At 71.8% G+C, this 22,703-nt stretch carries 22 protein-coding genes, 1 pseudogene and 1 riboswitch; of the genes and pseudogenes, 14 read left to right on the top strand and 9 right to left on the bottom strand.

The genetic code is table 11. The features are described from left to right. Positions 1–33 precede the first annotated feature (33 nt). A riboswitch (cobalamin riboswitch) is annotated at positions 34–176 on the bottom strand. A gap of 199 nt (positions 177–375) precedes the next feature. Then, the gene (locus ACIBAG_RS18310) at positions 376–732 is read left to right on the top strand and encodes a CU044_2847 family protein (protein ID WP_399106181.1); all 357 of its coding nucleotides are present in this window, start codon (positions 376–378) and stop codon (positions 730–732) included. After that, positions 719–4,996 (top strand): trypsin-like peptidase domain-containing protein, encoded by a 4,278-nt coding sequence (locus tag ACIBAG_RS18315; RefSeq protein ID WP_399106183.1) that lies wholly within the window; start codon positions 719–721, stop codon positions 4,994–4,996. The genes ACIBAG_RS18310 and ACIBAG_RS18315 overlap by 14 nt, the downstream gene beginning before the upstream one ends. A 46-nt stretch (positions 4,997–5,042) precedes the next feature. On the opposite strand, the gene ACIBAG_RS18320 is transcribed toward ACIBAG_RS18315, so the two are convergent. The 3 genes from ACIBAG_RS18320 to ACIBAG_RS18330 form a co-directional block, all read right to left on the bottom strand. Further along, complete coding sequence (locus ACIBAG_RS18320) at positions 5,043–5,264, bottom strand: hypothetical protein (protein ID WP_093907307.1); 222 nt, start codon at positions 5,262–5,264, stop codon at positions 5,043–5,045. A 43-nt stretch (positions 5,265–5,307) separates the two neighbouring features. Beyond that, positions 5,308–6,540: an anion permease gene (locus ACIBAG_RS18325; protein ID WP_399106185.1), complete on the bottom strand. Its 1,233-nt coding sequence runs from the start codon at positions 6,538–6,540 to the stop codon at positions 5,308–5,310. 165 nt (positions 6,541–6,705) lie between these two features. Then, positions 6,706–7,452 carry a lysozyme gene (locus ACIBAG_RS18330; protein ID WP_399106187.1) on the bottom strand — a complete coding sequence of 249 codons (747 nt, stop codon included), beginning with the start codon at positions 7,450–7,452 and terminating at the stop codon, positions 6,706–6,708. 207 nt (positions 7,453–7,659) lie between these two features. Here ACIBAG_RS18330 and ACIBAG_RS18335 point away from each other — a divergent pair, with 207 nt between their 5' ends. From ACIBAG_RS18335 to ACIBAG_RS18345, 3 genes are all read left to right on the top strand, one after another. Continuing rightward, positions 7,660–8,424 carry a class II aldolase/adducin family protein gene (locus ACIBAG_RS18335; RefSeq protein ID WP_399106189.1) on the top strand — a complete coding sequence of 255 codons (765 nt, stop codon included), beginning with the start codon at positions 7,660–7,662 and terminating at the stop codon, positions 8,422–8,424. Between the two features lie 148 nt (positions 8,425–8,572). Then, a complete protein-coding gene (locus ACIBAG_RS18340; RefSeq protein WP_399106191.1) occupies positions 8,573–9,700 on the top strand; it encodes an alpha/beta hydrolase in 1,128 nt (375 codons plus the stop codon). Positions 9,701–9,880: 180 nt separating this feature from the next. Beyond that, entirely contained in the window at positions 9,881–11,281 is a 1,401-nt protein-coding gene (locus tag ACIBAG_RS18345; RefSeq protein WP_399106193.1) for a hypothetical protein, read from the top strand. A gap of 13 nt (positions 11,282–11,294) precedes the next feature. Here the strand turns inward: ACIBAG_RS18345 and ACIBAG_RS18350 are convergent. Beyond that, positions 11,295–11,574, bottom strand: a pseudogene (locus ACIBAG_RS18350) (hypothetical protein). A gap of 318 nt (positions 11,575–11,892) precedes the next feature. On the opposite strand from ACIBAG_RS18350, the gene ACIBAG_RS18355 reads away from it, so the two are divergent. The 4 genes from ACIBAG_RS18355 (at position 11,893) to ACIBAG_RS18370 (ending at position 16,028) form a co-directional block, all read left to right on the top strand. Continuing rightward, entirely contained in the window at positions 11,893–12,810 is a 918-nt protein-coding gene (locus ACIBAG_RS18355; protein WP_399106195.1) for a hypothetical protein, read from the top strand. Positions 12,811–12,903: 93 nt separating this feature from the next. Further along, complete coding sequence (locus ACIBAG_RS18360; protein ID WP_399106197.1) at positions 12,904–14,502, top strand: ABC-F family ATP-binding cassette domain-containing protein; 1,599 nt, start codon at positions 12,904–12,906, stop codon at positions 14,500–14,502. Between the two features lie 335 nt (positions 14,503–14,837). Then, positions 14,838–15,059 (top strand): helix-turn-helix domain-containing protein, encoded by a 222-nt coding sequence (locus ACIBAG_RS18365; RefSeq protein ID WP_004002281.1) that lies wholly within the window; start codon positions 14,838–14,840, stop codon positions 15,057–15,059. A 165-nt stretch (positions 15,060–15,224) separates the two neighbouring features. Continuing rightward, positions 15,225–16,028: an enoyl-CoA hydratase/isomerase family protein gene (locus ACIBAG_RS18370; protein WP_399106199.1), complete on the top strand. Its 804-nt coding sequence runs from the start codon at positions 15,225–15,227 to the stop codon at positions 16,026–16,028. 23 nt (positions 16,029–16,051) lie between these two features. On the opposite strand, the gene ACIBAG_RS18375 is transcribed toward ACIBAG_RS18370, so the two are convergent. Beyond that, complete coding sequence (locus tag ACIBAG_RS18375) at positions 16,052–16,774, bottom strand: nucleopolyhedrovirus P10 family protein (protein WP_399106201.1); 723 nt, start codon at positions 16,772–16,774, stop codon at positions 16,052–16,054. Between the two features lie 87 nt (positions 16,775–16,861). On the opposite strand from ACIBAG_RS18375, the gene ACIBAG_RS18380 reads away from it, so the two are divergent. From ACIBAG_RS18380 to amaP, 5 genes are read left to right on the top strand one after another with little or no spacing between them, the layout of a single operon-like run. Continuing rightward, the gene (locus tag ACIBAG_RS18380) at positions 16,862–17,344 is read left to right on the top strand and encodes an Asp23/Gls24 family envelope stress response protein (protein WP_399106203.1); all 483 of its coding nucleotides are present in this window, start codon (positions 16,862–16,864) and stop codon (positions 17,342–17,344) included. Positions 17,345–17,403: 59 nt separating this feature from the next. Next, positions 17,404–17,589 carry a hypothetical protein gene (locus ACIBAG_RS18385; RefSeq protein WP_399106205.1) on the top strand — a complete coding sequence of 62 codons (186 nt, stop codon included), beginning with the start codon at positions 17,404–17,406 and terminating at the stop codon, positions 17,587–17,589. A 5-nt stretch (positions 17,590–17,594) separates the two neighbouring features. After that, on the top strand, positions 17,595–17,966 hold the full coding sequence (locus ACIBAG_RS18390) for an Asp23/Gls24 family envelope stress response protein (protein WP_399106207.1): 372 nt from the start codon (positions 17,595–17,597) through the stop codon (positions 17,964–17,966). Continuing rightward, positions 17,963–18,643 (top strand): DUF6286 domain-containing protein, encoded by a 681-nt coding sequence (locus tag ACIBAG_RS18395; RefSeq protein ID WP_399106209.1) that lies wholly within the window; start codon positions 17,963–17,965, stop codon positions 18,641–18,643. Before ACIBAG_RS18390 ends, ACIBAG_RS18395 begins: the two co-directional genes overlap by 4 nt. Further along, positions 18,640–19,227, top strand: a complete 588-nt coding sequence (gene amaP, locus ACIBAG_RS18400) for an alkaline shock response membrane anchor protein AmaP (RefSeq protein WP_399106211.1) — start codon at positions 18,640–18,642, stop codon at positions 19,225–19,227. The genes ACIBAG_RS18395 and amaP overlap by 4 nt, the downstream gene beginning before the upstream one ends. Here the strand turns inward: amaP and ACIBAG_RS18405 are convergent. Genes ACIBAG_RS18405 through ACIBAG_RS18420 form a run of 4 tightly spaced genes read right to left on the bottom strand, consistent with a single transcriptional unit; the run spans position 19,224 to position 22,699 of the window. Continuing rightward, positions 19,224–19,979 (bottom strand): SDR family oxidoreductase, encoded by a 756-nt coding sequence (locus tag ACIBAG_RS18405; RefSeq protein WP_399106213.1) that lies wholly within the window; start codon positions 19,977–19,979, stop codon positions 19,224–19,226. The genes amaP and ACIBAG_RS18405 overlap by 4 nt on opposite strands. Positions 19,980–19,984: 5 nt before the next feature. Continuing rightward, positions 19,985–21,772 carry a glycoside hydrolase family 15 protein gene (locus tag ACIBAG_RS18410; RefSeq protein WP_399106215.1) on the bottom strand — a complete coding sequence of 596 codons (1,788 nt, stop codon included), beginning with the start codon at positions 21,770–21,772 and terminating at the stop codon, positions 19,985–19,987. Positions 21,773–21,806: 34 nt separating this feature from the next. Further along, entirely contained in the window at positions 21,807–22,139 is a 333-nt protein-coding gene (locus tag ACIBAG_RS18415) for a hypothetical protein (RefSeq protein WP_399106217.1), read from the bottom strand. Further along, entirely contained in the window at positions 22,136–22,699 is a 564-nt protein-coding gene (locus tag ACIBAG_RS18420; RefSeq protein ID WP_399106344.1) for a sigma-70 family RNA polymerase sigma factor, read from the bottom strand. Before ACIBAG_RS18420 ends, ACIBAG_RS18415 begins: the two co-directional genes overlap by 4 nt. Positions 22,700–22,703: the final 4 nt, after the last annotated feature.

A 22,703-nucleotide genomic window follows, 5' to 3' on the forward strand; every position in this document is an offset into this window, starting at 1 on the left:
CGTTATGTCCTCACTCAGGGTGTCCACGCCCTGGTTCGACGAGACCGACGGCGAGAGTTCCTGGCTCCCGGGGCTATCTACCCCGGTGACAGTGGCGGGACCGCGCCGGACTCACACCGGCTTCCTCTCCTGCCGTCGTACATGGCTCCGGCAGTCCACCACGGGGTTGGAAGGGGCGTCAACTTGCCTTTGACCTGCGGTGGGGGAGTGTGCACAACCCCACACCGCCGAGCGGGCGTGCCCCTTCACACCCCCCTTCGTCACCGTGCGCTCACCCACATGAGCTGACTCCGGGGCAGTGCCTTGCGGCCCTGTTCGTGAAGTCCTGCAATACGGGATCGAGATGACACGCAGCCGAGGGGGAGGGCCGGGGTCGTGGCGTACGTGGGCGAGATGCTGCTGGACGACGGGCAGGTCGTGCTGCTGGAGGTGGCCGGGGACGGGCCGGCCGGGGTGCAGCGGGTTTCCCGCGGCGGTGTCGTGGCGGGAGCGGCCGAGACCCTCCAACAGGCGCTCGCCCGGGTGCGTCCCGCCCTCGGCGCGGTCGTGGACCATGCCCGGGAGCTGCCGCGACCGCCGGAATCGGTGACCGTGGAGTTCGGCATCACGCTCAGCGCCGAGGCGGGGGTCGTGGTGGCACGGGGTTCCACGGAGGCCCACTTCACCGTGAGCATGGAGTGGGCGAATCCCGTCGGCTCGGGCGTGCCGGGGCAGCGTGATGGCGAGCGCTGACGACGAACTTCCGCGGGGCATCGCACGGTTCTGGGGCGAGGACGGCCGGGTCACCGGCTGCGGCTTTCTGATCGCCGAGCGAACGCTGTGCACCTGCGCCCACGTGGTGGCGGACGCGCTCGGCCTGGACGCGGCCGAACCGGCCCCGCCCGCCGCTCCCGTGACCATCGACTTCCCTCTCCTGACGCCGTCCTCCGCCCAGGTCCGGGCGACGGTCACGCACTGGCGTGCGGTCACCGAGGACGGCAGCGGCGACATCGCCCTGCTGTCCCTGGCCGAGCCCGTCCCGGGCACCGCCCCGGTGCGCTTCGCGGGCGGTACGGCCGTGTGGGACCACCCGTTCCGAGTGCTGGGCTTCCCGCTGCGCACCGACGACCACGGGGTCTGGGTGTGCGGCCGGCTCCGCGCGCCGGTCGGCAAGGGCTGGACGTCCATGGAGGCCCAGGAGACGCCGCACGGCCCGGCGATCGGCCAGGGCTTCAGCGGGGCGCCCGTGTGGGACACCGAGCAGGGCGGCGTGGTCGGCATGACCGTGGCCGCGGATGTCGGCTCCGGCGCGCGCACCGCGTACCTCATCCCGACCGCTCTGCTGCTCGGCCTGGAACCGGACCTGCGCCCCAGCCCGTTCCGAGGCCTGGAACCGTTCCGCGAACAGGACGCGGCCCTCTTCTTCGCCCGACGCGACGACAGCGCGCGCATCGCGGAGGCGGTCCGCGCCCACGCCTTCGTCCCGGTCGCCGGGGCGTCCGGGGTGGGTAAGTCGTCACTGGTGCGGGCCGGCGTACTGCCGTTGCTGCGGGCGGCGGGCCTGACCGTGACGGACTTCGTGGGGCAACCGGAGACGGATCCGGTACGGACACTGGCAGAGGCGCTCGCCGGACAGTTCCCGAGCACACAGCGGCTGGCGGGGCGACTGGACGCCGCCACGGCCACCACCCGGGGCAGGGAGACGGCCGTACTGCTCGGTGCCCGTCTCCTGGACGAGGCCGGTCCCCGGGGCCATGTGATCCTTCTCGACCAGTTCGAGGAGACCGTCGGGGCACGCCCCGCCGACGCCCGCGCCCTGCTGGATGTCCTCCTGCCGATGACCCGCGCCGTCCACCCGGCCGGCCGCCGCCTGCACATCCTGGCCACCCTGCGCTCGGCCTCCCTCGAGGAACTGGTCGCCGACGGCCGGGCGGAGGCCTTGAGCGGCACCGTCCAGATGGTCGCGCCGATGACCCCGGCCCAGCTCGACGAGGTGGTGCGCCGCCCCGTCGACACGGTCCCCGGCGTGGAGTTCGAGCCCGGCCTGGCGGAACTGATCGTCTCCGACGCGGGCGGCGAGCCCGGCGCTCTGCCCCTGGTGGAGTTCGCGCTCGCCGAGCTGTGGGAGCGGCAGACGCACGGCCGCCTCACCCATGCCGCGTACCGGGAGATCGGCCGGGTCGAGGGCGCGCTGTCCCGCTATGCCGACCAGCAGTTGGCGCAGGTGTGCAAGGCACCGGGCGGCCCCGACGAGACGGTCGCCCGCCGCCTCTTCGAACGACTTGCCCGGCCGGTCAAGGGCAAGGAGTACGCCCGCGTGGCCCGCGCCTTCGACCACCTCCCGCCCGAACTGCGCACCGCCGCCCAGGCCCTGGCCGCCACCCGCCTCCTGGTCATCGCCCGCGACAGCTCCGGCCGGGAGACGGTGGCCCTGGCCCACGAGGCGCTGCTGCGGCAGTGGCCCACTCTGCGGGGTTGGCTGGACGAGTCGCGGGACTTCATCGTGTGGCTCGAGAGGCTGCGCACACGGATGCGGGAGTGGGAGGAGGGCGGACGAGACCCCGATCTGCTCCTGCGGCAGCAGGAGTTGGCGGCGGCCAGGACATGGACGGCTCAGCGACCGGACGAAGTCTCGGCCGAGGAGACGGAGTTCGTGCGCCTCAGCCGGCTGCAGCGGAGGCGGTCGGTGCGGCGGGGGCGGACCGGGGTCGCGTTGGTCGCGTGTCTGACGGTGCTGGCTGTCGGGCTCTCCTTCGGGCTTTACCAGCTCATCGACGAGGACGGCCGGCGGGACAAGGACGAAGCCGCGCGGATTCTCGCCGGGCACGCGCAGGCCGGCGCGGAGAGCAATCCGGTCGACGCCGCCCTCTTCGCGCTGTCTGCGGGCCGCACCACCAGCAGCAGCGCGGCGGCACGGGCGGCGTTGACCCGCCAGGGGTTCGAGCTCTCCTCGCTGCGCTCAGCACACCGCATCTTCCCCACGGGGAGAGTGCTGCAGCTGGCGGCCTCGGCGGACGGTCGCCGGATGGTGGTGCGGCACGAGGGAACGGACGTGGGCCAGCAGGTGTACGTCGTGACCGACCTCCTCGGCGACGCACCCAGGAGCGTGAGGCTGCCGGATCCACCGGCCGCGGCCGACGAGGTGGCGGTCAGTGACGACGGGCGCAAGGCCGCGGCCGCGTCGGCGGGCGGGACGGTTCGGATCTGGGATCTGACGGGTCCCTTGGACACGGACCGGATCCCGGCGCAGAGGTGGCAGTGGGACTCGCCGCTGGATGCCGAGGACTCACTGACCCTGGACTTCTCGCCGGACGGCGGGCGGCTGCTGCATGCTGTCGCGCATGCGTCGGGCGCCACGCTCTGCGGTCCGGATGACTTGAGGGACCGGCTGCGCGTCGTATCTCTCACCGGTGTGAAGGTGAAAGGCCGGGGCCACAAGCCTCCCGACGGACTGTTGAAGGCGGACGAGTGTCTGATCGGGGCCGCCCTGCGGAACCGGGGCACGGGCGAAGTGACCGTCACCGCCTACAGCGAGGACGCCGAGGCGGTGCGCGCGAAGCCGAACGAGCGTCTCGGAAAAGGGCTGTACAGCGCGACGCTGGGCACGGGTGGACGTTCTCTCGGGACGTTGACGGAGGACGACCTCTACTGGCACTCGCAGCTCAGTACGTCGAGTGACCCGAAAACCAAGGGCAAGTGGCCTGCCGACTACCCCTTCGACACCGACTGCGCCGGCCGGTTCCTGGTGCAGGAGGGGAGGCTCGACGAGCGCGCACGGCTGGAGAGGAGCGTGCTCGAGACAGGTCCTGTGCAGTTGCAGGATCTGGTCACCGGAAACCGCTCCTACATGGTGCTGCCCAAGGTCCTGTCGACGGACGCGCTGTGCGTCGTCAGGAAGGCCGGGGAAGTCGTGGTGTTCAGCGCGTTCGGCCGGGACCTCCTCAGGTTCGAGGCTCTCCCGGCCCCCCTGCCCAAGTGGGACACCGTCCAGGGGGATGTGAGTGACTCCGACCATGTGCCGGCGCCCGGCATCACCGCGCAGCTGCGTCGGGTGGGCGCGGACACCGAGCAGGATGTGCTTCACGTGGTCGTGTCCGCCGAGGGGAAGGAATCCCGGCACGGCACGGTGCCCATGAAGCCTTCCAGCGAGTCCTCGGAGAGCGTCGTCCTCAGCCAGGACGGCAGCCTGCTCCTCGTCTGGCGCGACGACGCCTGGGAACTGCTCAACACCGCGGATGTCACCCACCGGGATGCGGACGCGTCCACCGCAGGTCATCGCTTCCTGATCAAGGACGTGCAGCGCTACCGGGAGAGGGATTTTCTGATCCTGCAGGAAAGCGGACTGTCGGTTCTGCACGGGCACAGCGGCAAGGTGACTCCTCTTGCCCACATTGACTGCCCGCCGGGAAGCACGCCGCACCCGCGTGCGTGTGTCCTTGCCGTGGGGCGGCCGGAGAACGACGACGAGGTGTTCGTCCTGAGAGCCGGTGGACGCGCGGAGGTCTGGCGGCCGGGGCAGAGCGACCCCGAGTGGGACACGGATTTCGGAGTGGTGGCCGAGGCACCGGGGCACCCGGAGGCGGTGTTCAGATCCGATGGCGTCGTCGTGGCGGTGAGCACGACGAGAGGCGTCGAGCTGTGGACACCGGGGCACGGAGAACCGCGCCTCCTCACCGGTGACGCGGGGTTTGTGGGGCCGTACGACAGGAACGGGCGGCTCGTGGTGGTCCCCAGCGACAGCGGCGTCGGGAAGCCGGAGCTGTGGGACGAGGGAGATGGGACGGCCCCACTGATGACACTGAATGCGCACCCCCGTGTCTGGAGCCTCACCGGCAACCGTCTGCGCGGCTTCACCGACGCCGGTTTCCTGGACTACGACCTTCGCCCCTTGGGCGACGGCTCCCGCACGTACCTCTGCGACCGCCTCGGGCCCCAGCCCCCGGACGTACGAGAGGCACTCCGCCTGTCTTCCTTGCCCGCCCCCGAGCACGCGGACATGGATCCGCCCTGCCGATAGTCACCGCGGGGCGACCACCGGCAGGGCGGACGGAGAGGTCGAGACGTCAGGCCACGATCAGATAGATCCCGTACGCCACGGCCGCCGCGCACGCCGCGAAGCACGCGTACGCGCCGGTGACCGCGAGGGCGGCCGAGCCGCCCTGGGCCGTGGCCTTCTCCTGGCGGGACAGGCCCGCGATGCCGAGGGTGAACAGGCCCACCAGGGCCACCGTGACCACGAGGCTCACGCCGAAGACGGAGCCGAGGGCCGCCCAGTCGATCTTCATGTTGCTGCTTCCTTGAGTAGCCGGGAGGAGTAACCGGGCGGGGTCAGACGGTGGCCTGGGAGGGCGTCGGCTCGGAGGACGGGGCCGGGATGGTGGCCGCGAGGTCCTCCGTCGCCGTGCCGACCGGGGGCGGGGTCACGGCGGCGATCGCCGTGGTCACCACGCCGGCCGGCTCGTCGGTCTCGTTGACGTTCGTGTGGTCGACGACCTCGCGGCGGGAGATCTTCCAGATCGCGGCGCTGGAGGCGACCAGGAAGACCGCGACGACGGCGGTGCCCCAGGCACCGAAGCCGGTCACGTACTCGGCGATCGCGCCGACCAGGGCGGCGGCCGGGAGCGTGAGGCCCCAGGCGACGAACATGCGGGTGGCCGTCGACCAGCGGACCACGCCGCCCTTGCGGCCGAGGCCCGCGCCCATCACCGCGCCGGAGACGGAGTGCGTGGTGGAGAGGGAGAAGCCGAGGTGGGAGGAGGCCAGGATGACCGTCGCGGCGCTTGTCTGGGCGGCGAAGCCCTGCTGCGGCTGGAGGTCGGTCAGGCCCTTGCCCATGGTGCGGATGATGCGCCACCCGCCGAGGTAGGTGCCGAGCGCGATGGCGATGCCCGCGGAGAGGATGACCCACATGGGCGGGTCGGAGTCGGGCGCGAGGGTGCCGCCGGCGACCAGGGCGAGGGTGATGATGCCCATCGTCTTCTGCGCGTCGTTGGTGCCGTGGGCGAGGGAGACCAGGCCGGCCGAGGCGATCTGGCCGGCGCGGTAGCCCTTCTTGGAGGCGTCGCCGTCGGCCTTCTTGCCGAGGGAGTACGTCAGGCGGGTGGCCAGCATCGCGGCGATGCCCGCGACCAGCGGGGCGGCGATCGCCGGGATCAGCACCTTGGTGACGAGCACGTCGCCGTGCACCGCGCCGACACCGGCCGAGGCGATGGTGGCGCCGATCAGACCGCCCATCAGGGCGTGCGAGGAGCTGGACGGGAGTCCGACCAGCCAGGTCAGCAGGTTCCAGAGGATCGCGCCGACCAACGCGGCGAAGATGACCTCGGGGCGGATGCCGGTCTCGTCGACGAGACCTTTGGAGATCGTGTTGGCGACCTCCACGGAGAGGAAGGCGCCGACAAGGTTCAACACGGCGGACATGGCCACCGCGACCTTGGGCTTGAGCGCACCGGTCGAGATGGTCGTGGCCATCGCGTTGGCGGTGTCGTGGAAACCGTTCGTGAAATCGAACGCGAGTGCGGTTACCACCACAATCGCGAGGATCAGCGAGAAGTTTTCCATTTACCCAGGCAATCGTTCGAGGTCATTGGCCGGACGAACGTACGTAACCTGAGTGAACGAGAGGTGAACTGAGAGGGGCCGCGCGGTGTCCGGAAGGCAGGGTTGATCTCCCTGGAGGGGAGCTCCGTCTCCGTCGTTCACCGCGCGGCCCGGGCGCCGCAAGGGCTAGTAGCCTCGGGCTAACTTCTTGAGCTGGGTCATGGACCCGTTGAAGAGATTTTGGTCACCCGGCAGGCTGCCGCCGTTGTCGTACTGCCAGATGGTCCAGAACTGCCACCCGGCCGGCAGTGATCCCGCGCTGGACGAGTTGTAGCGGGCTATCCACAGCGCGTGATTCGAGGCGAAGGCGCGGCTGGCTCCGGTGCAGGTGTTCCACCAGTGGGTGGTGGTGTAGATCACCGGACGACGGCCGGTGAGCCGCTTCACCTCGTTGCTGAAGGACTGGATCCAGTTGACCATCTTGGCCTTGCTCAGCCCGTAGCACTTGTGCTTGCTGTACGGGTTGTACTCGATGTCCAGTGCGGGCGGCAGAGTCCAGCCGTCCGACGTCCATCCGCCGCCGTTGCGCACGAAGTGCTGCGCCTGCGTCTTGCCCGACGACTTGTTCGGCAGCGCGAAGTGGTACGCGCCGCGGATGAGGCCCGCGTTGCGGGAGCCGTTGTACTGCTGGTTGAAGTACGGGTTGCGGTAGGTGTGGGACTCGGTGGCCTTGACGTAGACGAACCGTGCGCCCTTCGCCTTCGAGCTCTGCCAGTCGACGTTCTTCTGGTGGGAAGAGACGTCGTGGCCCTTGGGCTTGCCGGCCGCCATCGCCGGGATCTCGGCGAGGGCGGTTCCCCCCAGGGCGAGTGTTGCCACGGATGCCGCTATGAGGCGGGAGCGGTGGCGGGACGGTTTGCGATCACGAGCCATATTTCCCCCCGGAATGGCGACGTGCACGACAAATCTCCCAGAGAGTACTGGAAGGTCTTTGAAAGTCGATCGATCTCCGGCCAAGCCTGGGGGTGGGGTATTCATCCCGGTATGGCATCTTCCGGACGTCCGTCTTCCGCCCTAAAGTGCCCCGGCTCGTCGGCCACTTGAGGACCGCGTCGTGGTCGCGCCTGGCAGGATCGCCGCATGGCTGAGGAGCGGCGGGACGAGCGGGGCGTTCGGGATGCGCGGGAAGCGCGGGATGGGCGGGAGGGCGCACAGGAAGTGGGGGAGTCGTGGGGCAGGAGTGCGCGGCCCGAGGAGGCGGAGGCCTGGGAGGCTCTCGTGGCGACGGCGCGGCGGACCGTCGCCGACGGGCTGGTCGTCGGCACGTCCGGGAACGTCTCGGTGCGGGTCGGTGACACGGTGCTGGTCACGCCGTCGGGCGTGCCGTACGACCGGCTGACGCCGGAGGATGTGACAGGGGTCGACCTGGACGGCGGGCGGGTACTGGGGTCGCTGGTGCCGACGAGTGAGCTGCCCATGCATCTCGCCGTCTACCGGGCCACCGACGCCGGCGCCGTCGTGCACACCCACGCGGTCCACGCGACGGCCGTCTCGACCCTCGTCCCCGAGCTCCCGCTGATCCACTACATGGCCGCCGCCCTCGGGGGCCCTGTCCGGGTTGCCCCCTATGCGACGTACGGCACCCAGGAGTTGGCCGAGAACATGCTCCATGCGCTCACCGACCGCACCGCCTGCCTCCTCCGGAACCACGGCACGATCAGCTACGGCGCGACCCTGGACCAGGCCTACGACCGCACGGCCCAGCTGGAGTGGATGTGCCGCCTGTGGCTCACGGCGTCCTCGGTACCGGGGCTGTCGCCGACGCTGCTGTCGGCGGGGCAGGTGGCGGAGGTGGGGGAGCGGTTGCGGGGGTATGGGCAGCGGGACGCCGCCTCCGGACGCTGAACCGCGCTCTGCCGAGCCTGTCCGGGCGCCCATGCCCGAAGAGCTTGGGGAGGGACCGGTAGGGGCGGGTCGGGGCGAGGCAAAAGCGACCTCACCCCAACCCGCCCTCCCACTGGCCGCTCCCCCCGTCCACCCGGACACTGGACACGTGCGCACTGTCAAAGCGACGGCCGCCGCCGTCACCGTGGCCCTGGCCGCCGGCGCCGCGAGCGTCGCAGCCGGCCGGTTCGCCAGCGGTGCCGCGCTGACGGCGACACCGGGCCGGCCCCTGCCCACCGAACCCCGGCTCACCGTGCACGCCACGGCCGCCGGCCAGATCGCGCTCACCCGCGACCTCGCCTCCCTGCGCCCCGGCACCTACGGTCTCTCCGGCGACGGCTCCCACGCGGTCGTCGGCCCCGTCATCGTCACCGCGAACCACTCCGCCGACACCGTCGTACGCCGCCTGGAACGCGTCACCCACGGCACCCTCCGACCCGGCGACAGCGTCTGGCTCACCCCGAACGTGTACGTCGGCAACCCGAGCGCCGCCCTCGGCCTCGACCACGCCGATGTCGACGTCCCCGGCGAACTCGGCTCCCTGCCCGCCTGGTTCGTCCCCGGCGCGCGGGACACCTGGGTCATCGCGGTGCACGGCCTCGGCACCACCCGAGAACACGCCATGAACGTCATGCGGTTCCTCAACGGCCGCCACTTCCCGGTCCTCGCCCTCTCCTACCGCGGCGACCTCGGCGCGCCCCGCCCGCCCGACGGCCTGAACCACCTCGGCGAGACCGAGTGGCGTGACCTGGACGCGGCGATGCGCTACGCCGTGCGGTACGGCGCCAAGCAGTTCGTCCTCCTCGGCTGGTCCACCGGCGCGACCATGGCGCTGCGCGCCGCCGCGCACTCGGGACTGCGCGACCGTGTCTCCGGCCTCGTCCTCGACTCCCCGGTGCTCAGCTGGGAGGCCACACTGCGCGCCCTCGCCAGGGCCCGCCACACACCGAGCGCGCTGCTGCCGCTCGCGGTGCGCGCGGCACAGGGCCGCACGGGCCTGGACCTCGACCGCACCACCGGCGACGGCACGCCCGACCGCCTCACGGTGCCGACCCTCGTCTTCCACGGCCCCGGCGACCGGGTGGCCCCCTGGACCCTCTCCCGCCGCCTGGCCGACGCCCAGCCCAACCTGGTCGCCCTCCACACGGTCCGCAACGCCCCGCACTCCGCCATGTGGAACGCCGATCCCGAGTCCTATGAGGAGGCGCTGCGCCGCTTCATGACGCCGCTCATGTGACGTCCGCCGGCCTCCGCCCCCCTTCCGGCCCGTACCGGTCCCACAGATTCCGTTTAACCCCGTACCACTGGCCTGTTATCGGTCCCTTTCCGCCCGCGAGACCCCGTGCGTTGGCCATCCCCGTCGCCCCTCGTGACATTCCGTTTGGGTTTTCGGACCGTCAACCGGAAGACTGCACCCGTGACGTCCCGTATCCCGCGCGACTCCAGGCTTCGACTCGTCCGCCCGCGACCCCTGGCCGCCGCCCCCAGAGCCGTGAACCAGCGACGCCCAAGGCGCCCTGTTCCCCGCCCTCCGGAGGGCACACCGGCCCAGGCCGAGCTGGCCAGAATGGCTCGCTCCGTTCTGGCCGCCGCGGCCCGCGTCGCCCACTGGGCCGACGCCGCCCTGCGCCCCGGCCGAGACGGCGCGGGCTCCGACGGCAAGGGCACCCTCTCCGACGCGACCGCCGAACGGGCGGCGAGCGACCTCGGCCTGACCGTGGCTCAGGTGCGCGCCGACTGGGACACCGCGCGCCTCGCCGGTCTCGTGGAGGTGCACGGCGACACCGCCCGGCCCGGCTGGCGGCTGCGCGCCTGGAACCGCGACGACAGCGCCGTCCTGCGCGGCTGGGTCGCCCTCTTCGACGCCTGGTCGCTCGCGCACCCGGATCCCGGCCAGCATGAGCACGGCGCCGTCTCCGACGTCGTGTCCGCCATGCCTCAAGTGCTCTCCTTCCTCCAGCTGTCGGCCGGGCCCGTCCCCGTCGAGCAGCTCCTGGACCTGCTGGAGCAGCGCGTCACCGAACTGCGCACCGAGAGATGCGAGATCCCCTACGGTCCGCAGCCCGAGCCGGTCGCCGACCCCGCGGCCGCGGACACGCCCCTCGCCCCGCTCCTCGACTGGGCCCTGCACGCCCTCGCCTCCGTCGGCGCCCTCACCTACGGCGACGGACAGGCCACCCTCACCCCGCTCGGCAACTGGGCGGTCTGGGTCAAGCTGGAGCAGATCTGCGTCGCCGCCCAGAGCCCCGCCGGGAACATCGAGCAGGCGGCCGAGGACATGCTCCGCGGCTGCGCCCAGCTCCGTCCGAACGCCGCCCGCGACGAGTACCGCGCCTGGCTCGCCGCCCGCCCCGTCGGCAGCGCCGTCACCGAACTCCTCGGCGCCGCCCGTGGCGAGGACGCCCTCCTGCGCGGCCTCGCCTTCGAGGCGCTGCGCGTCGTCGGCGCCCCCGCCGAGCCCGACGTACGCGCCGTCGTCGACGAACCGGCCCTGCGGCCGTACGCCCTGCTCTGGCTCGCCGAGCACGACGGAGTCGACCCCGAGGACGCCCACGAGGTGCTCACCCGGGAGGAGGCCACCTGGCTGTGGGTCGACACCGCAGCCGCCGTCGCCGACCACGGTGAGTCCCCCATGCTCGTACGGCACCTGGAGTCAGCGCTCCAGCCGACCGTGCCCGCGCTTCTCGACGAGGTGCGTGCCGTCGGCCATCCCCGCACCGTGCAGGTCCTGGTCGCGCTCGCCGCCGCGCACCCCGACCCCGCCCTCGCGAAGGTCGTACGCCGCGCCGCCTTCCAGGTGCACACCGGGGGGAGTTGAGCCGGGGCGGCGCTCAGCCGGCTATCGCGGGCGCGTAGGTGCCGAAGCTCCACACATTGCCCTCGATGTCCCGGGCCATGTAGTCCCGCGGCGCTGCCGGTGCCGGTCGAGCCGAGCATCACCGCGCCGTTGCCCTGCACCAGTTCGGCGTGCGCGACCTTGCCGTCCTCGGTCTCGTACACCGCCAGCTCCGTGAACCCGAATGCCTCCGTCAGCTGCCTGATCGCCGCCTTCGCGTCCGCGTACTGCACCGTCGGGTAGATGCTCGGACGCCCACCGCTCGTGCCTGCCATGCCGATCACCCCTTTGTGATCCCTCAGCGATCCGGCGCCGGTCCGTCGCCGTGATCGGTCCCCGTGGTCCATCGCTTGCGACTGCCGGAATGTCGATCCGCTGCCAGTCTCGCAGCGACCACTGACAACGGCCCCCCGGCCGCGGGCGCCCGGCCCGCCAGAGGGCTGAACGAGGGAGACGGCGTGCCGGCTCGCCGTGTCCCGACTGCTTGTCCGGCTGCTCGCCTCGAACATGGCTACGCTCTGCGCCTGATCCGCCGGAAGCGGATGCCAGGACGGGCCGAGAAGGCCCCGCGACGGGTTCCTGAGGGGGCGTTGGTGGGTCGTTCCGAGGCACCGGGGGTCCGCGCCCTGGACCGGCTCCGCATTCCCGTCCAGCTCCGCACCGGCAGCCGGCCCCCCACCCGGCGCACCCCTCGCCGATTCCGCACGCTCCTGACCCCCGGCCTGCTCCTCCTGCTGGCGCCCCCACTCCTCACCGCCGCCCACCACACCCGCCCGACCCCCTACGGCGACCACCTCACCACCCACGTGACCGTCCCCCCGCACGCGCACCACGCCACCACCCCGCACGCCCCACCCCCGCAACGGACGTCGACGCCCCACCTCCGCACGACCCCCACAGCCATCGAGGTCTACGCCCCCCACACCGGCACCCCCCTTTGGCGCTACACCCGGGAAGGCCGCCGCCCCCTCACCTCACTCCCGCTCACCTCGCCCCCCGCCCCCGCCCTCTCCTCCCGCTCCTCCCGCTCCTCGCTCCTCGTGCCTCCACCTCACGCGCGCGTAGACGTGATCACCCTCTGGGACGACGGCATGGTCACCGACACCGACGGCCGTACCGTCCGCTGGCACCGAGCCCTCCCCGCGGCCCGCGACTGGCTGGCCGCCCGCGGCGGCACCGGCGTCCTGCGCCCCCTCGGCCGCGGCATGCTCGCGGTCGTGACACCGCGCCGCGTCGCCGCGTACCGGATCGCCGACGGCGACCTGCGCTGGGTGCTGCCCGCGCGCGAGGGCTGTGCCTTCGAGCCCGCACGTGCCGAACGTCACGGCGAGGTGCTTCTCCTGGCCCAGCCGTGCCCCCGCGCGGCCTGGACCGCCCAGCTCATCGCCCTGGACGACCTGGGGCGGATCACCCCGCACCGCAAGCCGCTCGGCAACGAAGTCCGCGGGGAGGGCGCCGAGCGGGCCTCCGAACACGTGAACCCAGAAAAAGTGGTTGCACGGCCCCGTTAGACTGGCCCTCATGGCCATTCTCCTCGCGCATTAGACGGCGGGAACGTCCTCAGCCGCCCGTCCCGCCACCCATCCCTGCCCTGGAGTCTGTCCGTGATCTCCGCCTCCGGTATCGAGCTGCGCGCCGGTGCGCGCGTCCTCATCGAGTCCGCGACCTTCCGCGTCGCCAAGGGCGACCGCATCGGCCTCGTCGGCCGCAACGGCGCCGGCAAGACCACGCTCACCAAGTGCCTCGCCGGCGAGGGCATCCCCGCCGGCGGCAACATCACCCGCTCCGGCGAGGTCGGCTACCTCCCGCAGGACCCCCGCACCGGCGACCTCGACGTCCTCGCCCGCGACCGCATCCTCTCCGCGCGCGGCCTGGACGTACTGATCCGCAAGATGCGCGATAACGAACAGCGCATCGCCAACGGCCAGGGCGCCACCCGCGAGAAGGCCCTGAAGCAGTACGAACGCCAGGAGACGGAGTTCCTCACCAAGGGCGGGTACGCCGCCGAGGCCGAGGCCGCCACCATCGCCGCCGCGCTCAACCTGCCCGACCGGGTGCTCGGCCAGCCGCTGCACACCCTCTCCGGCGGTCAGCGCCGCCGTATCGAGCTCGCCCGCATCCTGTTCTCGGACGCGGACACCCTGCTGCTCGACGAGCCGACCAACCACCTCGACGCCGACTCGATCGTCTGGCTGCGGGACTACCTGAAGACCTACCGCGGCGGCTTCATCGTGATCTCCCACGACGTCGACCTGGTCGAGACGGTCGTCAACAAGGTGTTCTACCTGGACGCCAACCGCGCCCAGATCGACATCTACAACATGGGCTGGAAGCTCTACCAGCAGCAGCGCGAGGCCGACGAGAAGCGCCGCAAGCGCGAGCGGCAGAACGCCGAGAAGAAGGCCGCGGCGCTCAACGCGCAGGCCGACAAGATGCGCGCCAAGGCCACCAAGACCGTCGCCGCGCAGAACATGGCCCGGCGTGCGGAGCGGCTGCTGTCGGGGCTCGAGGACGTCCGGCAGTCCGACAAGGTCGCCAAGCTCCGCTTCCCGGAGCCCGCACCCTGCGGAAAGACCCCGCTGACCGCCGAGGGGCTGTCGAAGTCGTACGGCTCCCTGGAGATCTTCACCGACGTCGACCTGGCCATCGACAAGGGGTCGAGGGTGGTCATCCTCGGGCTGAACGGTGCCGGCAAGACGACCCTGCTCAGGCTGCTCGCGGGAGTCGAGCAGCCGGACACCGGCGCCGTCATCCCCGGTCACGGCCTCAAGATCGGCTACTACGCCCAGGAGCACGAGACCCTGGACGCCGACCGCACCGTGCTGGAGAACATGCGCTCCGCCGCCCCGGACATGGACCTCGTCGAGGTCCGCAAGGTGCTCGGCTCGTTCCTGTTCTCCGGCGACGACGTCGACAAGCCGGCCGGTGTCCTCTCCGGCGGTGAGAAGACCCGGCTCGCCCTCGCCACCCTCGTGGTGTCGTCGGCGAACGTCCTGCTCCTCGACGAGCCCACCAACAACCTCGACCCGGCCAGCCGCGAGGAGATCCTCGGGGCCCTGCGCACCTACAAGGGCGCGGTCGTGCTCGTCACCCACGACGAGGGCGCCGTGGAGGCGCTGCAGCCGGAGCGGATCATTCTGCTGCCGGACGGTGTCGAGGACCTGTGGGGCGCCGACTACGCGGATCTCGTCGCCCTGGCTTGATCGAATGCGTGATCACCGGCGTATGGATCATTCGGCCCATCGGTGATCCATCATCTGTGTGAGATCTCCTCGTACCGAGGTGTGTACTACATCAATTTCCCGGCCGAGTCCTTTATCGACAAGGGCTCGGCCGTCGCGCGTCCCTGACCTGCTCATTCGCGAATGAACCCGTTCGGCCGTACGGACACCGCTCAGCGGAATTACAGATTCCGCATGTGGGGATGTGCTCCTGTCGTCAAAACCATGTCTCACGGACCTTGCCGAATGGGTGGCCATGAAGGCCCGGAGGGGTGATCATGAGGAGACCAGAGCGCACTTCCCATGAGGAGGCACGGGTGGCCGAGACTCTGAAGAAGGGCAGCCGGGTAACCGGCGCCGCGCGCGACAAGCTCGCGGCAGACCTGAAGAAGAAGTACGACTCCGGTGCGAGCATTCGGGCGCTGGCCGAGGAAACCGGCCGCTCGTATGGCTTCGTTCACCGGATGCTCAGCGAATCGGGCGTCACGCTCCGTGGGCGTGGCGGGGCGACGCGGGGCAAGAAGGCCGCATCGTCCTGAGCCCGGGCGGCCCATCGGCTTCGATGGTGGCCACCCGGTCGGTCGTCCCCCAGTGTCCTTAAGGGACCTGGGGGGACCCCCAGACTGACCGGGTGGTTACTGTGCAGTCACTTAGGGGGTGCCCTCCCGGCATCCCGTGATGACCGCACGCATCGGAGGCACCCCATGGCTTCGCCCGACCAGGAACTCGCTCCCCTGCTCGACAAGAACGGCGTACGGCTCACCGTCGACGGCGCGATCGCCACGGTGACGCTGACCAATCCGGCCAAGCGCAACGCGCAGAGCCCCGCCATGTGGCGGACGCTCGCCGAGGCCGGGCGGACTGTGCCGGGCAGTGTGCGGGTCGTCGTGCTGCGCGGTGAGGGCAAGTCCTTCTCCGCCGGGCTCGACCGGCAGATGTTCACGCCCGACGGGATCGAGGGCGAGCCCTCCTTCATCGAACTCGCGCGCAGCAGCGACGGTGAACTCGACGCTGCCATCGCCGAGTTCCAGGAGGGCTTCACCTGGTGGCGGCGCAACGACATCGTGTCCATCGCCGCCGTACAGGGCCATGCCATCGGGGCGGGCTTCCAGCTCGCGCTCGCCTGTGACGTGCGCGTCGTCGCCGACGACGTGCAGTTCGCCATGCGTGAGACCAGCCTCGGGCTGGTGCCGGACCTGACGGGTACGCATCCGCTGGTCGGGCTGGTCGGTTACGGCCGTGCGCTGGAGATCTGCGTGACCGGGCGGTTCGTGTCGGCCGAGGAGGCCGTCAGCAGCGGGCTCGCCAACCTCGCGGTGCCCGCCGAACAGCTCGACGACGCCGTACGGGATCTGGCGGGGGCCGTCGTGGCCGCGCCGCGGGATGCCGTGATCGAGACCAAGGCGCTGCTTCGTGGTGCCGTGGACCGCACCTACGACGAGCAGCGCGGCGCCGAGCGGGCCGCGCAGGCACGACGGCTGCGGGACCTGGCCGGCCTCGGCGAGTGACCGGGCGACGAGGCATGCGCTGATCAGCTGACGGCCGTCACCAGTACGGCCACCGTCGGGTGATCCGCCAGCGCCCTTCCCACCTTCTCGCGGACCTCCCGGGCCACTTCCACGGCCCGGTGGTCCGCGCGCACCGCGAGCTCCACGCGCACATGACGGCGCGGCAAGGCGGCCTCGCCCTGCCGCTCCTCGATGTGCACGGCATGGCTCAACCCGCCGAGGAAACCGGTCAGTTGCGCCACGCCCGGGACGGCGAGCGCCGCGGCGGCGACGCGTTCCTCGTCGGGGTTCCCGGGTTCCGCGGCCGGCGTCGGCTCGGGCTGCCCTACGGGAGGGTTCTCCGGATCCTCGTCCAGCAGCGCCGTCACGCGCAGGTCCACTTCGGTCACCGTCAGCCCGAGGCGTTGCGTCGCCGTGCCGGCCAGCAGGCCGCGAAGCCGTTCCGCCGTCGCCGGCAGCGGCTCGGTCGCCGTCGCCGCGAACTCCCCGGTCACCCGCAGCGGGCCCGGCGGCAGGGCGCTCGGCGGGGCCGGTACGGCGGCCTCGCGCACGTCCTCGGGGTCGGTGAGCCCGATCCGCAGCGCGTCCAGCCGTACCCCGCGCATGCCCTCTGCCGCGCGCCGCAGCACCGCCTCGGCCGCCGTCTCGGCGATCCATGCGCCGTCGTGCGGGTCGCCCAGGGGCAGGAGTCTGCCGAGGCCGAGCTGTCGTTTCACTGCCTGCGTCCACCGGTCTGCCGTCGCCATTCCTCCAGCCTGCCGCATCCCTGGCGCACGATCGCGTAACCGTGCTTACGGTGGTCGAGGGACGACAACCGAAAAGGACATGCGGTCATGACTGAGACGACGGAGCAGAACCGGGGGACGGAGGGCGAGGCCCCCACCACCCGGAAGACGCAGATGCCCAGGCGCGGGGGCGCAGACCCGGGCGCCCGGGGACGGACGACCATCGCGGACGGCGTCGTGGAGAAGATCGCCGGGATGGCCGCGCGCGATGTGGACGGCGTACACACCATGGGCAGCGGACTGTCACGGACCTTCGGGGCCGTCCGCGACCGGGTGCCGGGCGGTACGAAGTCCGTGACGCGGGGAGTGAAGGCCGAGGTCGGCGAGGTGCAGGCCGCGCTCGACCTCGAGATCGTCGTCGAGTACGGAGTGTCGATCGCCGACGTCGCCCGGGACGTGCGCGAGAACGTGATCACCGCCGTCGAGCGGATGACAGGCCTCGAAGTCGTCGAGGTCAACATCGCGGTGAGTGATGTGAAGCTCCCGGAGGAAGAGGAAGAGGAAGAGGAACCGGAGCGCCGGATCCAGTGAGGCGTCGGCGATCGACAACGCAGTGGCCGGGGAGTTGCTGAGGAGCTGAGGAGCGCACCATGAGCATGGCCGTGGTCGGCATGATCGCCGGCATGGCACTGGGCTTCGCCGGGTACTTCGGCGGATTCGGCGCCTTCTTGCTGGTGGCGGCCCTGGGCGCCGTCGGTTTCGTCGTCGGGCGGTTCCTGGAGGGGGACTACGAACTCGGTGACTTCTTCCGGCACCGTGACGAACGGCGGCGGTGAGGCCGGTGAGTGCGGGGGCCGGTGAACTCGGCAGACCCCGTCCCGCCGTCCCGCCGGGCGAGCGCGGGGCCACCCGGATCGCCGACCGGGTCGTCTCCAAGATCGCCGCACAGGCCGCCCGCGAGGCGGTGGGGCAGCCGGCCAAGGGTGCCGCCCGGCCGTCCGCCGACGTCGTCGTCGCCCACCGGACCGCCCGGATCCGCATCCACCTCGAACTCGACTACCCCACCGACATCGGCGCCCGCTGCGCGGCCGTGCGTCGGCATGTCGCGGAGCGGGTAGTCGCGTTGGTGGGCATGGAGGTGCCGGAGGTCGCCGTGCACGTGGAGCGGCTGCACCCGGTGCCCGTGCAGGGCGCGGCAGGGAGGACGCGATGAGCGAGTCCCAGGGTTCCGAGGGCACCACACAACGACTGCCGGTCATCGAGAAGGCGACCGGCCCCGACACTCTCGACCAGTCGGCGTCGGCGGCGGACTACGAGCCTCCGCCCACCGCCGAAGGCGACGGCGGTGGGAACGGCCGGTTCTGGTCGGCACGCCGGATTCCGGCCGCGATCACGGCCCTGCTGCTCTTCGTCGTCGCCGGCTTCTTCCTGTACGACATCGCCTCGGTGCGCGCCGACCGGCCCGCCATGCAATGGCGCCGGGAACTCGCCGACCAGCTCGCCCGACGTCCCCTCGACGACATCTGGGTGCTGGTCGGCGCGGGTGTCGCCGCCGTCCTGGGTCTCTGGCTGCTCGTCCTGGCGACCACGCCCGGCCTGCGCTCCGTCCTGCCGATGCGGCGCACCCACCCCGACGTCCGCGCCGGCCTGCACCGAGACCTCGCCGCCCTCGTCCTGCGGGACCGGGCCATGGAGGTCTCCGGCGTCCAGTCGGTACGGGTACGGATGCGCCGGAAGCGGGCCGACGTCCGCGCCGTCTCCCACTTCCGCGAACTGGACGACGTACGCGCCGACCTGGACGCCACGCTCGCCGACGCGATCAGGGGCCTCGGCCTGACCCGCTCGCCCGCGCTGTCGGTGCGGGTACGGCGGCCCGGACGGAAGGGGTGAGGGCCGTGCTCAGGGTGGTCAACCGGGTGCTGGTCGGGATCGTCGGGCTGGTGCTGCTCGTGATCGGCGGCTCGGTGCTCGCCGTGGGACTGGGTGCGCCGGCTCCCTCCTGGTGGATCCACGACGACCGGCACGACGTACTGCTCAGCGACGCCGAGCGCACCCGCTGGCGGGACGACGGCTGGTGGTGGCCGACGGTCCTCGCCGTCCTGGCCGTTCTGGTCCTGCTCGCCCTGTGGTGGCTCACCGCGAACCTGCGCCGGCGCCGCCTCACCGAGGTCCTCGTCGACACCGGCGACGGCGAGGGCGCGCTGCTGCGGGGACGGGCCCTGGAGAACGTGCTGGCGAGCGAGGCTGCGGGGCTGGAGGGCGTGCAGCGCGCCCACGTCCACCTGACGGGCAGGCGCAGCGCCCCCGAGGCCCGCGTACGCCTCCTGCTGGAACCGCACGTGGACCCCGGGACGGCGCTGAACGACCTCACCGGCCAGGCTCTGGCGCACGCCCGCAATTCGGCGGGCTTGGCCGAACTGCCGACGGAGGTCCGCCTACGGGGCGTCAAGCACCGTGCCGAAAGGGTCAGTTAGAACCCGTGCCGGCTGCCGCCGTCCACCGGCAGCATGATCCCCGTCAGATAGGAGGCCGCCGGCGACAGCAGGAACGCGGCCGTACGTCCGAACTCCTCCGGAGCTCCGTACCGCCGCAGCGGAATGCGCGCTTCGTGCGCGGCCCGGGTGGCTTCCGGGTCGGCGGACAGCCCGTCCAGCTCCCGCACCCGGTCTGTGTCGATACGCGCCGGAAGCAGCCCGACGACCCGGATTCCGCGCGGCCCCACCTCGTCCGCGAGTGACTTGGCGAACCCGGCGAGCCCCGGCCGCAGCCCGTTCGAAATGGTCAGCCCCGGAATCGGCTCGTGCACCGACGCCGACAGCACGAACCCGATGACCCCGCCCTCGTCCAGTTCCGCCGCTGCCGCCCGGGCAAGCCTGACGGCCCCCAGGAACACCGACTCGAAGGCCGACTGCCACTGCTCGTCCGTGTTGTCCGCGGCGAACCCGGCCGGCGGCCCGCCCACGCTCACGAGAATGCCGTCGAACCCGCCGAAGGCGTCCCGTGCGGCGGCGAGGAGCCGCGCCGGCGCGTCCGCGTCGGCGTTGTCGACGGCCACTCCGACGGCGTTCGGCCCCAGTTCGGCCGCGGCGGCCGCGACCCGCTCCTCGTCGCGGCCGGTCACGACCACCTTCGCGCCGTCCGCCACCAGCTCACGCGCCGCCGCGTTGCCCAGCCCGCGGGTGGCGCCCGTGACGACGTACACCCGGTCCTTCAGTCCAAGATCCATGGCACCTATCCTGCCCCGTCGCCCCCGAACAGGGCGAGGGCGGTGTTCACCAGGCCGATGTGGCTGAAGGCCTGCGGGAAGTTGCCGAGCTGGCGGTCGGCGACGGGGTCGTACTCCTCGGACAGCAGGCCGACGTCGTTGGCGAGGCGCACCAGCCGGTCGAACAGCTCATGTGCCTCCCGCGTACGCCCCGTCATCTGCAGCGCTTCCGCGAGCCAGAACGAGCAGGCCAGGAACGTGCCCTCGCTGCCCGGGAGGCCGTCGACGGTGGTGCCGTCCACGCTGTAGCGGCGCAGGAAGCCGTTGTGGCTGAGCTCGGCGCGGATCGCGTCGATGGTGCCGATGACGCGCGGGTCGTCGGGCGGCAGGAAGCCGACGCGCGGGATGAGCAGCAGCGCGGCGTCGAGTTCCCGGGAGCCGTAGGACTGCGTGAAGGTGTTGCGCTGGGCGTCGTATCCCTTCTCGCAGACCTCGCGGTGCACCTCGTCGCGGAACTCCCGCCAGCCGGCGAGGTCGCCCTTGAGCGACGGGTTCGTCTCCAGGGTGCGCACCGCCCGGTCCGCGGCCACCCACACCATCACCTTCGAGTGGACGAAGTGCCGTCGGCCGCCGCGCACCTCCCACAGGCCCTCGTCCGGCCGGCGCCACTCCGACTGCAGCCAGTCCATGAGGGAGGACTGGATCGCCCACATGTGCGGCTTGATGGGCAGTCCCGCCTCCCGGGCCAGCGCCAGCGTGTCCATGACCTCGCCGTACACGTCCAACTGCAGTTGTTTCACCGCCTCGTTGCCGATGCGTACGGGAAGGGAGCCGGCGAAGCCGGACAGCCACGGCACCTCGAACTCGGGCAGCCGCCGCTCGCCCGCCAGGCCGTACATGATCTGCAGGTCGGCCGGATCGCCCGCGACCGCGCGCAGCAGCCAGTCGCGCCAGGCCTCGGCCTCCTCGCGGTAGCCCGCCGAGAGTCCCACGTTGAGCAGGAGGGTGGAGTCGCGCAGCCAGCAGTAGCGGTAGTCCCAGTTGCGGACACCGCCCAGCTCCTCGGGGAGCGAGGTGGTGGGGGCGGCGACGATGCCGCCGGTCGGCCGGTAGGTGAGGGCCTTGAGGGTGATCAGGGAGCGGACGACGGCGTCGCGGTACGGGCCGTCGTAGTGGCAGCGCCCCGCCCACTTCCGCCAGTCGCGGACGCTGTTGGAGAGTGCCTTGTGCGGGTCGACGAGCGGTGGGCGCGGCTCGTGCGAGGGGTGCCAGGTGAGCACGAACGCGACCTTCTCGCCCTTGCCGACCGTGAACTCCGAGTGCGTGGCGCGGTCCTTGCCCCAGGTGCGCACCTCCGGTTCGCTGCGCAGCCAGACCGAGTCCGGTCCGGCCACGGCCACCCGGTGCCCGTCGGACCTGCGCACCCAGGGGACGATCGAGCCGTAGTCGAACCGGATCCGCAGGGTGCTGCGCACGGTGACGTCGCCGTCGAGGCCCTCCACGATGCGTACGAGGTCGGGGGCGCGGTCGCGTTGGGGCATCAGGTCGGTGACGCGGATCGTGCCCTCGGCGGTCTCCCACTCGGTGTCCAGCACCAGGGTGTCCCGGCGGTAGGCGCGGCGGGTGCAGTGGCCCTTCGCGGCCTTCGGGGCGATGCGCCAGTGGCCGTTCTCCTTGTCGCCGAGAAGTTTGGCGAAGCAGGCTCCCGAGTCGAAGCGGGGCAGACACAGCCAGTCGACGGAGCCGTCCCTGCCGATCAGGGCAGCCGTCTGCTCGTCACCGATCAGGGCGTAGTCCTCGATGCGCGGGTGCACGCAATGGCGGGTTCCCCAAGGGCCGCTGGGCCAATCAGGGGTGGGGCCGGGGGAGTGACCCGCCCGTCGCCGGTCCGGTGCCGGAGAACGCGGACCCGGTGCCGGAGAAGATGACGCCGGGATCAGCCGGGGCCTGGTTGAGGACCCACAGTCCGATCAGTGTGGCCAGGGCGAACACGACCATGACGAGGACGGCGAGGACGAGCCGGCGCCGGCGTTCCCGGCGCAGCCACTCGCCGCGCGCCGTGCGGTAGGCGTCGGGCGCCGCCCGCACACCGTCGGCGAGGGCGGCGAGCGCCTCGCGCAGCTCCCGCTCCGTGCGGTCCGGGCTGGTGCCCCGCGACCCAGTGGTGTCTCGGTGCGTCATCGCCGGGCCTCCATCGCCTGGGTCAGGGCGGCCAGGCCGCGTGCCGTATGGGTCTTGACGGAGCCGCAGGAGATGCCCATCGCCGCGGCGATCTCGCTCTCCTTCAGTCCGAGCCAGTGCCGCAGCACCAGCGCCTCGCGCTGCCGGGCCGGCAGTTGCTGGAGCGCGTCGATCAGCACGCGCTGGTCGTCACGCAGCAGCGCGGTGCTCTCGGCGGAGGCGACGAGCTCCTCCGGCGTGGGCTTCTCCACGTGTTTGCGGGCCACTTGGAGGTGCCGTATCCGCATCCGCGTCAGATTGCACACGGTGGAGCGCAGATACGCCTCCGCCGCCTCGGTGTCCCGCAGGCGCCGCCACTTCCGGTAGATCTGGTAGTAGGCCTCGGCGACCACGTTCTCCGGGTCGTCGGCGCCGAGCAGGACGGCGAGGCGCAGCATCGAGGAGTAGTGCAGCTCGAACAGGCGGGCCAGACCGGCCTCGCGCTCCAGGTCCGCCGGGTCGCTCACCGCGGGGGTGAGCGCAACGGCCGGTACCGCCGCAGCGCCGCTCTCGCGTCTCAGGTGC

The sequence above is a fragment of the Streptomyces sp. NPDC051243 genome, assembly GCF_044455405.1.
Taxonomy (GTDB): domain Bacteria; phylum Actinomycetota; class Actinomycetes; order Streptomycetales; family Streptomycetaceae; genus Streptomyces.

What these genes read in the sequence shown, in the direction of transcription:
- ACIBAG_RS18415 (WP_399106217.1), bottom strand. Translation starts at nt 22,139, where the DNA reads ATGACGCACCGAGACACCACTGGGTCGCGGGGCACCAGCCCGGACCGC.
- ACIBAG_RS18325 (WP_399106185.1), bottom strand. Translation starts at nt 6,540, where the DNA reads ATGGAAAACTTCTCGCTGATCCTCGCGATTGTGGTGGTAACCGCACTC.
- ACIBAG_RS18395 (WP_399106209.1), top strand. Translation starts at nt 17,963, where the DNA reads ATGAGCGAGTCCCAGGGTTCCGAGGGCACCACACAACGACTGCCGGTC.
- ACIBAG_RS18330 (WP_399106187.1), bottom strand. Translation starts at nt 7,452, where the DNA reads ATGGCTCGTGATCGCAAACCGTCCCGCCACCGCTCCCGCCTCATAGCG.
- ACIBAG_RS18405 (WP_399106213.1), bottom strand. Translation starts at nt 19,979, where the DNA reads ATGGATCTTGGACTGAAGGACCGGGTGTACGTCGTCACGGGCGCCACC.
- ACIBAG_RS18380 (WP_399106203.1), top strand. Translation starts at nt 16,862, where the DNA reads ATGACTGAGACGACGGAGCAGAACCGGGGGACGGAGGGCGAGGCCCCC.
- ACIBAG_RS18335 (WP_399106189.1), top strand. Translation starts at nt 7,660, where the DNA reads ATGGCTGAGGAGCGGCGGGACGAGCGGGGCGTTCGGGATGCGCGGGAA.
- ACIBAG_RS18385 (WP_399106205.1), top strand. Translation starts at nt 17,404, where the DNA reads ATGAGCATGGCCGTGGTCGGCATGATCGCCGGCATGGCACTGGGCTTC.
- ACIBAG_RS18370 (WP_399106199.1), top strand. Translation starts at nt 15,225, where the DNA reads ATGGCTTCGCCCGACCAGGAACTCGCTCCCCTGCTCGACAAGAACGGC.
- ACIBAG_RS18375 (WP_399106201.1), bottom strand. Translation starts at nt 16,774, where the DNA reads ATGGCGACGGCAGACCGGTGGACGCAGGCAGTGAAACGACAGCTCGGC.
- ACIBAG_RS18320 (WP_093907307.1), bottom strand. Translation starts at nt 5,264, where the DNA reads ATGAAGATCGACTGGGCGGCCCTCGGCTCCGTCTTCGGCGTGAGCCTC.
- ACIBAG_RS18315 (WP_399106183.1), top strand. Translation starts at nt 719, where the DNA reads ATGGCGAGCGCTGACGACGAACTTCCGCGGGGCATCGCACGGTTCTGG.